9 protein-coding genes are annotated in these 7,907 nt (G+C 37.3%); all 9 read right to left on the bottom strand.

The genetic code is table 11. From position 1 onward, the window contains the following. Nucleotides 1-104 precede the first annotated feature (104 nt). The gene (locus tag AB5123_RS13470) at nt 105-1,316 is read right to left on the bottom strand and encodes a deoxyguanosinetriphosphate triphosphohydrolase family protein (RefSeq protein WP_117925427.1); all 1,212 of its coding nucleotides are present in this window, start codon (nt 1,314-1,316) and stop codon (nt 105-107) included. Between the two features lie 35 nt (nt 1,317-1,351). Then, the gene (locus AB5123_RS13465) at nt 1,352-1,993 is read right to left on the bottom strand and encodes an ATP-binding cassette domain-containing protein (protein WP_347503989.1); all 642 of its coding nucleotides are present in this window, start codon (nt 1,991-1,993) and stop codon (nt 1,352-1,354) included. Nucleotides 1,994-1,995: 2 nt separating this feature from the next. Next, complete coding sequence (locus tag AB5123_RS13460) at nt 1,996-2,862, bottom strand: hypothetical protein (RefSeq protein WP_038671205.1); 867 nt, start codon at nt 2,860-2,862, stop codon at nt 1,996-1,998. Then, a complete protein-coding gene (locus AB5123_RS13455) occupies nt 2,855-3,694 on the bottom strand; it encodes a hypothetical protein (RefSeq protein WP_117864490.1) in 840 nt (279 codons plus the stop codon). Before AB5123_RS13455 ends, AB5123_RS13460 begins: the two co-directional genes overlap by 8 nt. Nucleotides 3,695-3,703: 9 nt before the next feature. Beyond that, nucleotides 3,704-4,819, bottom strand: a complete 1,116-nt coding sequence (locus tag AB5123_RS13450) for a hypothetical protein (RefSeq protein WP_118162524.1) — start codon at nt 4,817-4,819, stop codon at nt 3,704-3,706. A gap of 50 nt (nt 4,820-4,869) precedes the next feature. Then, a complete protein-coding gene (locus AB5123_RS13445; protein WP_195247640.1) occupies nt 4,870-5,313 on the bottom strand; it encodes a hypothetical protein in 444 nt (147 codons plus the stop codon). A 127-nt stretch (nt 5,314-5,440) separates the two neighbouring features. Further along, nucleotides 5,441-5,680: a hypothetical protein gene (locus AB5123_RS13440; protein ID WP_147338301.1), complete on the bottom strand. Its 240-nt coding sequence runs from the start codon at nt 5,678-5,680 to the stop codon at nt 5,441-5,443. A gap of 274 nt (nt 5,681-5,954) precedes the next feature. Further along, on the bottom strand, nt 5,955-6,632 hold the full coding sequence (locus tag AB5123_RS13435) for a DUF4367 domain-containing protein (RefSeq protein ID WP_117928160.1): 678 nt from the start codon (nt 6,630-6,632) through the stop codon (nt 5,955-5,957). Next, nucleotides 6,625-7,158, bottom strand: coding sequence for an RNA polymerase sigma factor (locus AB5123_RS13430; protein WP_368364947.1), 534 nt, complete (start codon nt 7,156-7,158; stop codon nt 6,625-6,627). The genes AB5123_RS13435 and AB5123_RS13430 overlap by 8 nt, the downstream gene beginning before the upstream one ends. Nucleotides 7,159-7,907 lie beyond the last annotated feature (749 nt).

The raw sequence follows: 7,907 nt of genomic DNA, 5'->3' as shown, positions 1-7,907 counted from the left end.
GCCCGATAAAATCGAGCTTTTCGTGGTGCGGATGACGGGACTTGAACCCACATGACCTTGCGATCACTAGCACCTGAGGGTGGAGTAACGTTGGTGAAAATAAATTATGTTTCAAAATACGAATGATATTCAATGGCCTTGTCACTTTCAGGAAACAGCAAACGATACAGCCCTATAAAATAGTCATCAGTCATAGAGGCAATATAATCCACAACTATCTGATTCGGTTCTTCAGAAATATAATCCCAGTCCTCATAATACTGGCAGCTTTTCTGTATTGCGTTGATATGATGTTTGTATATACACGAATTTATGTTTTTACTTTTAACGTCATCAAGCAGTTTATAGTACAACTCATTGAACATTGGCTTTATTATTTCGTTATATTGACCTTCAATTTTTTCATTCTTGTATATGTATTCATAGTTTTCTTTTTTCGCCGTTTTCAGATCATTAAACGCTTGCTCACTTAAAATAATGCAGTCTTTTCCAAAGCTGTTGTTTACAATATCAACAGTAAGATTATTTATCATCTCAGCATTTTTGCTGCCAATAAATTCAGATGAAAACATTGAATCGTCCGATAATATTTTTGCCGTTATCGCATCTTGCCTGTCTTTACCGATATAGGCTATAATATCGCAGATCCTTACTACACAGCCCTCTAACGTTGACGGAACAAGTTTTTTTATTGCCTCTCCACCCTCAGTATAACAGAGCTCAACATTATTGTCATATTGCTCAAATGTCAAACCCTTTTTGGGGCGATATTCATTAAGCTCAAATTCACCATTGTGACACAATATCCCGTCTAGTGTCTGTAAACTTATATTACGCCTGTACAAAATATCAAGAACACGTGTACTGTGAACATTATGATTGAAATGCCGTCCGGTTTCTTTCTGCAAAAGCTCACTAAGATAACGTTCTCCTGCGTGGCCGAAAGGTGTGTGTCCAACATCGTGCCCAAGTGCGATAGCCTCTATCAGATCAAGATTAAGGCCAAGCATTCTTCCAATATTTCGGCTTATCCGTGACACAAGCTGAACGTGCAGGCCTCGTCTTGTGATATCATCATTGTTGTAGAATGAAAACACCTGCGTTTTATCGTTATATCTGTTGTACAAAGGCAAATGAAGAATTTTCTCTATATCACGTCCAAAAGACGGACGAAGAACGCTATTTTTGTCCTTTTCCATATTTCTTCGCACAGCATTTTCGTCCATAAATCTGTATGGACTCAATATTCCCTTTGATATATTTTCCTTTATCTGTTTCTCAACAGAACTATCAAGCTGATGATATTTTAACGACATATTTTACCTCCGCAATCACTAAAATTAATGAACTTCTACATTTCGATCTGAGTTATATATCCCTTATCCATTTCATGCACAGTATCGCACAGCACTGAGATGTCCTCCGCAGAGTGTGAGCATATAAGAATAGTCTTGCCCTGTTCTTTGTAGCTGAGCAGATATTCACGCATTTCTTTTACGCCGTCCTTGTCAAGACCATTGAAAGGCTCGTCAAGAATGAGTATCTTCGGATTTTCCATAATGGCTTGTGCAAGTCCCAAACGCTGCCGCATACCTAGACTGTATTTGCGGACGTGTCGCTTTAAGTCAGGGTCAAGCCCCACCTGTTTCATACTGCTTTTTATCTCCTCTTTGCCGATCTTGTTGTTGAGCCCTGCAAGCAGCTTGAGATTTTTGTAGCCTGAATAGTATGGGATAAACCCCGGTGTTTCAATGATAATTCCCATATCTTTCGGAAAATCAACGTCCTTTCCGACCTTCTTGCCGTCAACGATAATCTCACCGCTCGTGGGCTTGATAAAACCACATATGCACTTCATAAGCATTGTCTTTCCGCTGCCGTTTCTGCCGATAAGTCCGTGTATCTTGCCCTCCTCAAAGGACACATTTATATGCTTTAGTATCTCCGTTTTGCCAAGAGTAAGACACACGTTGCTAACTCCTATGATATCCATTATCATTCCTCCCCAGCCGTCAGAAAATTAGTTTTCCGTAGCAAAACTAATGACAGCAAGATCAAAGATACTATGATTGAAAAGAAATATATGTAGGAATAAGATATTTCATATATCTGCTGCCTGAAGAACTTTGTAAAATGCGTTTTCACTATGGCATTACAACACGGAAAAGCCCAGCGTATCGGCGTTTCAAGGTATATTGCCGCACCGCCTGCCAGAAGTAAAAAGACATTTATGCCTACACCCAGAAGCTTTTGCCTAAGCTCTGCAAAAACGAGCATAATAAGACCGCACACCAACAACAGCAGAAATATCAGCACCGCAGAATTGCCTGCCGACCGCAGCGGTACATATTGGTAGTAAAGATTTTCAGGAATAAGATTTGCAGCAACGCTATCGGCGTTCTCGGGAAAGAGCCTGCTGTAATCTGTGACTGTTGCCGACCATTGTTCGCTCCATTGCAAATAACCTGCCGCCGCAAGAAACGTGCTGAGTATAACTCCAAGCATAAATGTAAGTGAAGACATAACAAGAAAAAGCATTTGCCCAAGCAGCCAATTAACACGCCATGTGCGCTGCACGCAAAACAGCATATTTCCATCGTTTTTAGGAAAATCTCCTATAAGCGTAATAAAAACTATGGGCATTATCATCAGCAGTACGTCTGAATTGGTTATTGCAATAAACGGCTCAAACAGACCAAGTTTAACGCCTGTTTGTTTTGATATCTCAACTAACGGCTTTACGGCAAATTGATCTATGAATATCAATGCACATAGAAATATCAACATTCTTGAACTGCATATCCATTTGATATATTCACTTTGTGCCGTCCCCCATACCGCCCTTATTCTTGTTTTACTCACAACAGTCATACCTCCTTTGCAAGAAGCTGACGCCAATTATCGCCGCAAGTATCATCAATACGGCTGCGGCTAAGATCACATACACAGTCATGCCGTTTTCTATGGCTCGGAATATCCCGTTGAATGAAAATAAGCTGACGATCTTTCCGACATTGGCGGAAAACCCTTTTGAAAGTCTGTTTATAAGAGTGTTGTAAAAATAAAAGAACATAAACGGTATGCAAGTCATCATATATTTGTTTCTGCTGAAAACAGAGATGATATATGCAGGCAATGCACTTAACGCTCCTATTATAAAAGCACCTGCCATTCGGCTCAAATAAAAGCAGCCTATACTCATTGAATGAAGCACTGCCGCAGCTGAATGACTGTTCGTATCCATAACAGACGGAAACATAATTACTGTAAATATCACAAAAAGCCCGTATCCCAGACAAAGTACCGCCGCTGAAGTAAGCACCGCCGACACAAGTCTTGATGCAGCAAAAGCAATTTTTCCGCTGCGTTGCATTTCAAACCGCTTTAACGAGCTGTTCTCTGCTGAAACACTTTTAACAAACGGCAGAACGCATACAACAGGCGAAAACATTATCAGCCAGCTGCTCATAGCTGCACGAATGATATTTTCACGAACGACAGAATTTCCTTCAACAGCCTCTGTGGGGTCACGCAAAAGCAGTATGGTCAATACTGAATAGCCTTTTCCGCCGTCTGCATCGGTGTAAACATTTGTTATACAGCACAAGCCAAATATCATAATGGCACATATTACAGGCACAGGGCTGATGAGCATTTTATAAAGCTGTGTTTTCAGACACTTATTGAAATTCATGTTCTATCCTCAGTTTTCCGAAACATCTGCATTGTTGAACAGTACCAAAGCTTCTCCATTCAGAGCATTGACAAATACCATTCGTTCATTGTCTGTGGTGGTGTCGAGCCATATAAACCAGCCAAGCTCTGTTTTATATTTTGTATCACCTTGAAAATAGAACTGTCCGTCGCTATCCTTGTTCCATGGTTCACCGTTTGCTTTAACAACATTCTGCATATATCCGAGGTCTATTTTATTGACTGTATATTTATGATTTGCCGCAAGTGTATTTTCACATATATCTAAAGCACTTTCTAAGGTAACGCATTTATCGACACTTTCCGCAGAGCCGTCAAGCTCGCAAAAGCCATGATCTCCCAAGAACTCTCCTACGGTGTTTGGAGCGGTCATATACAGCTTTGCTCCAAAATACGGATATTCATCAAAATCCCCGTCGCTATAAAAGAAATCGTTCAGGGCGATTCCATCGACGGTTCTTTGAATATGAAAAAGCAGAGCATTTTCCTGATCGTATTTCAATACATCAACGTAAGCTATTTTCATATTTCCAAATCCGCTGTCGGTCAAAGCCTGCAAAAAGCCGTCTACATACTCAACGCCCTGACTGAGTTTATACGTCTGTCCGCCAAGAACATACTCTTCGTCTTCATAGGGTCTGTCTACAAAAACTGTTTTTATCGTTTCACAGTCATAGGCAGATTCTTTAGAAAGAAATCCGATGCCTCCATTTGATGCAACATTTAAATAGTACGTTGTGTCATCATAAACGTTGCCGGCAGGAAAAGAACTGTCAAAGCCCTGATAATACTCTTTCTTATAGTCCTTGTCGGAAATAAACAGCGGCCTTATTTTACCGAAACACTGCTCACGATCGTTCACCTGCTTTAGGTCAGCGAGTTCAGCCTTTTCCGGCAGATCATTTGCCAAGGCTTGAAGTGTTTCAGTCGGTACAGAAATATTTTCATACTCTGTATCAGTTGACAAAATATCTTTTTTTACATCAGAAAAGCTCTCAAGCTTTATGCTGATATCTTTTGTATCACTGGTTTTACCGCCTGCTGCACAGGCTGTAAACGTACATATCATCACAAGAAGTACAAATATCTTAAATATTTCTTTCATCGTTGCTCCTTTTATAAAAATGGCTGCCGACAAGCAGCAGCCATAGCACATTATTTAGGCGTTCTTGTGTATCCTGAAGCTTTTATATCATCCTCATCATAATTATTGAGTGTGATTTTATTCTTCACTTCTGCTGTTGGTTTATATGACGATGTCATCGTTATAAAATACTCATAATTGTCTCTTTTATCTATCGTTACTTTATTGCTGCCATTTGGTGAACTAAACGTAACATTAGAATAGAGCACCTCATCTTGCCCAGTCCAACTTGCTATAATAACATTCTTTGTTGTACCGTTGTTGATCTTAACTTTATTGCCAGCTTTAAGAGTCTTGGTTATAGATTTAGTGCTTTGTGTGTATTTTGCACTTATTGTCCACGTCGCACTTGAATATGTATCTCCGGAATTATATGCACTAGCCCCAATAGCCATAGAACTCATCATCATAACAGCAGCACCCATAGCTGCGATCCTTTTTACGATCTTTTTCATATTAAACGTCCTTTCTTATTATAACATCCAAATATTTGAATGTCAATGTTTTGTTTTTTGATTTTGGATTATATAAATTTTATTACTGCATTGAATCACCTTTCCTTTCTGTGCACAGCCTATTATTTTAGCATGACGCTGTTTTGCTGTAAATAGTTATGGTTTCATAGGCAGAGCCTTTATAGACCTTTGCGACTGTTTTAAGGCGGTATGTACCGCTGCTTAACGATGATTTAGACGTGGAATATATTGCTGTATATGTGTTGAAAGTTTTAGACCAGCTTGTAACATCTATCCACCATTTTCCACTCTTTTTCTCTAGTGTATGTGTAACAACCACTTTAGTTGTCTTATCTGAAAATCCCATTATCGTACTTTTGCACGAAGCAGTCTTATTTGAAATAGTCATACTGTTATAAATTTTTGAAGTGTATTTATAGTATTCTGTAAATTCACCTTCGACAGGAGTACTTAACTGAGGTTCAGCGCAAACAGATATGCCACCTCCACACACTATAATGGAAGAAACAAGTAACGCTAATAATTTTTTCATCTTTTATTATCCTTTCACAAAAAATAGAGTAGAAAGATCAAATCGACCTCTCTACCCTACATAACAATAAAAAATCAAATTAGTAAGACTATTTTTGTAACTTTGTAGACTTGCATAAATCTATAACAATTTCTTTGTCAAGATTGCTGGAAATCGACAATATATACCTGCCGTTATCCCAAATGCACGTCACATCAGTATCAGATTCAAAAAGCAAATATTCCTGACCATCGATCTCGATCTTCGTAAAATCCGTTCGCTCATTATCCATATATATCTTATGATCACATTTGACATTCTGGTCAAATAAAATTCCTTTTTTGCCATTTGAATAAAAAACTGAAATACTATTATCTGTTTCACCATATTGAGTCTGTTCAAAACCGGCAGGCAACTTTGAAATATAATATTTTTCTTCAATAGAAGTCGGATAACCGTCGTCCGTTCCACTTTCGGTTGTTACAACGCTGTGATTCGAAAAGATTTTTATTATAAAATCATATACTGCATTACGAACCGCTTCGACACTTAACGCTGATGCAGATATCACGACCACTGCTAATATAATGCATGCAGCTCTACGGCCTGCTGTACTAACAAATCTAAAATATTGCTTCTTTTGCCTTGCAATAAGCTTTTTCATTTTCCTATTGAATTTGTCGCTGAATTCATGTTCGCCCGTTAAAGAGATCGAATTCATATCTTCATTAAAATCTTCATCAGATACATCTTTTAATGCCTGTAAAAACTGCAAATTTTCATTCATCAAGCATCCCCTCCTTTAAAATTATTCTTTTAAGATTATTTTTAGCAGTCCAATATCGCTGCTTGGCTGCTGCATAACTGATACCAAACGAATCTGCAATTTCTTTATAGTCCATTCCCAGGACGCATACAAGATAAAGTATATCTCTATCAGTTTTATTTAATTTCCTTATGAAATCAGACCATTTATCCTTATCAAATTCCAAATATTTATCGTCGTTAAAATAAATATCATCTTCGTATGGCAAATTCGATGTATTATTTTTTTCTTTTGCAAGAATGTTAAAAGCTTTGTTCCTAACACTAATAACAATATATTTATGCCGTTCGTAAGAAACTAAATTGTTAACTTTTTTGAAATTCTTTGCAACAGAAAGAAAGACTTCTGAAACACATTCTTCCGCAAGACTTTCGTTTTTTAATATCTTATAAGCAATTATGTACGCTTTATTTCTACACTCTCTATACAGTACCTCAAAATCTGATACATCGTCATCATCAACTAATACCATATAAATCGGTAACATTTTGTCACTTCCTATCAATAAGTCAAAACATTTATTTTTCCAAAATTGAGTATATCACATCTAAGACCAATTTGCAACATTCTTATCGTCATTTTTATGATTATGCTTTTTTTGCAAGTACAAGAACTCAAACAAATAGATTTTAGACAAGGAAATATATTCTTATCGCATAAATAAAAATTATGAGGTGGCGTTTTACCACCTCATAACTTTGTGTAAATGCTAAAGCAAAAAGTCATAAAAGTTCTGGCTATTGTGTAATCATACAAACTTGAAAAAAAATTTTTCAAATAAGGTTGTTAAGTCGTCAGTTACTTCCCCTATACAAGTATAGGGAAACTCGACAAATTATCAATTTCAATTTTGTGCAAACATATGAAATTTATAAAACCAAAATAAAAAAATCCTGTACTTTTTTCAAATTTGTTGCCGGTAATAATAAAAGATCAATTGAAGTGATCTGCGATATCCTCCGTCTCACACAGCCATACCTTTAATATAACATACTAAGTAATTTTAATATAGCAAAAGAAAGGGTGTATGCATACTCTCTATTCAAAAAGAAAAGTCATCAAATGCGTAATGAAATGGAGGTATTGTATTAAATTACTTGTCTGTCGCTTTCCATTTCTCTGCTATGAGTATAAACTTATTGATAAGCAAAAGCTATCAGAGCGTGACAGTAGTGACAGTAAAAACACTAGCGAAGTTACTGTCAACAGACTGACCTTGAAAGTATGAAAAGCCCT

This window comes from Ruminococcus sp. RTP21204st1_B2_RTP21204_210225 (assembly GCF_040914135.1).
Taxonomy (GTDB): Bacteria; Bacillota; Clostridia; order Oscillospirales; family Ruminococcaceae; genus Hominimerdicola; species Hominimerdicola aceti.
Note: the sequence above shows the minus strand (reverse complement) of the source record. Positions and strands in the feature narration are given on the sequence as shown.

Excerpts from the sequence above, each read along its gene's own strand:
- AB5123_RS13470 (WP_117925427.1), bottom strand. The coding sequence starts at position 1,316 with ATGTCGTTAAAATATCATCAGCTTGATAGTTCTGTTGAGAAACAGATA.
- AB5123_RS13465 (WP_347503989.1), bottom strand. The coding sequence starts at position 1,993 with ATGGATATCATAGGAGTTAGCAACGTGTGTCTTACTCTTGGCAAAACG.
- AB5123_RS13455 (WP_117864490.1), bottom strand. The coding sequence starts at position 3,694 with ATGAATTTCAATAAGTGTCTGAAAACACAGCTTTATAAAATGCTCATC.
- AB5123_RS13450 (WP_118162524.1), bottom strand. The coding sequence starts at position 4,819 with ATGAAAGAAATATTTAAGATATTTGTACTTCTTGTGATGATATGTACG.
- AB5123_RS13445 (WP_195247640.1), bottom strand. The coding sequence starts at position 5,313 with ATGAAAAAGATCGTAAAAAGGATCGCAGCTATGGGTGCTGCTGTTATG.
- AB5123_RS13440 (WP_147338301.1), bottom strand. The coding sequence starts at position 5,680 with ATGGGATTTTCAGATAAGACAACTAAAGTGGTTGTTACACATACACTA.
- AB5123_RS13435 (WP_117928160.1), bottom strand. The coding sequence starts at position 6,632 with ATGAATGAAAATTTGCAGTTTTTACAGGCATTAAAAGATGTATCTGAT.
- AB5123_RS13430 (WP_368364947.1), bottom strand. The coding sequence starts at position 7,158 with ATGTTACCGATTTATATGGTATTAGTTGATGATGACGATGTATCAGAT.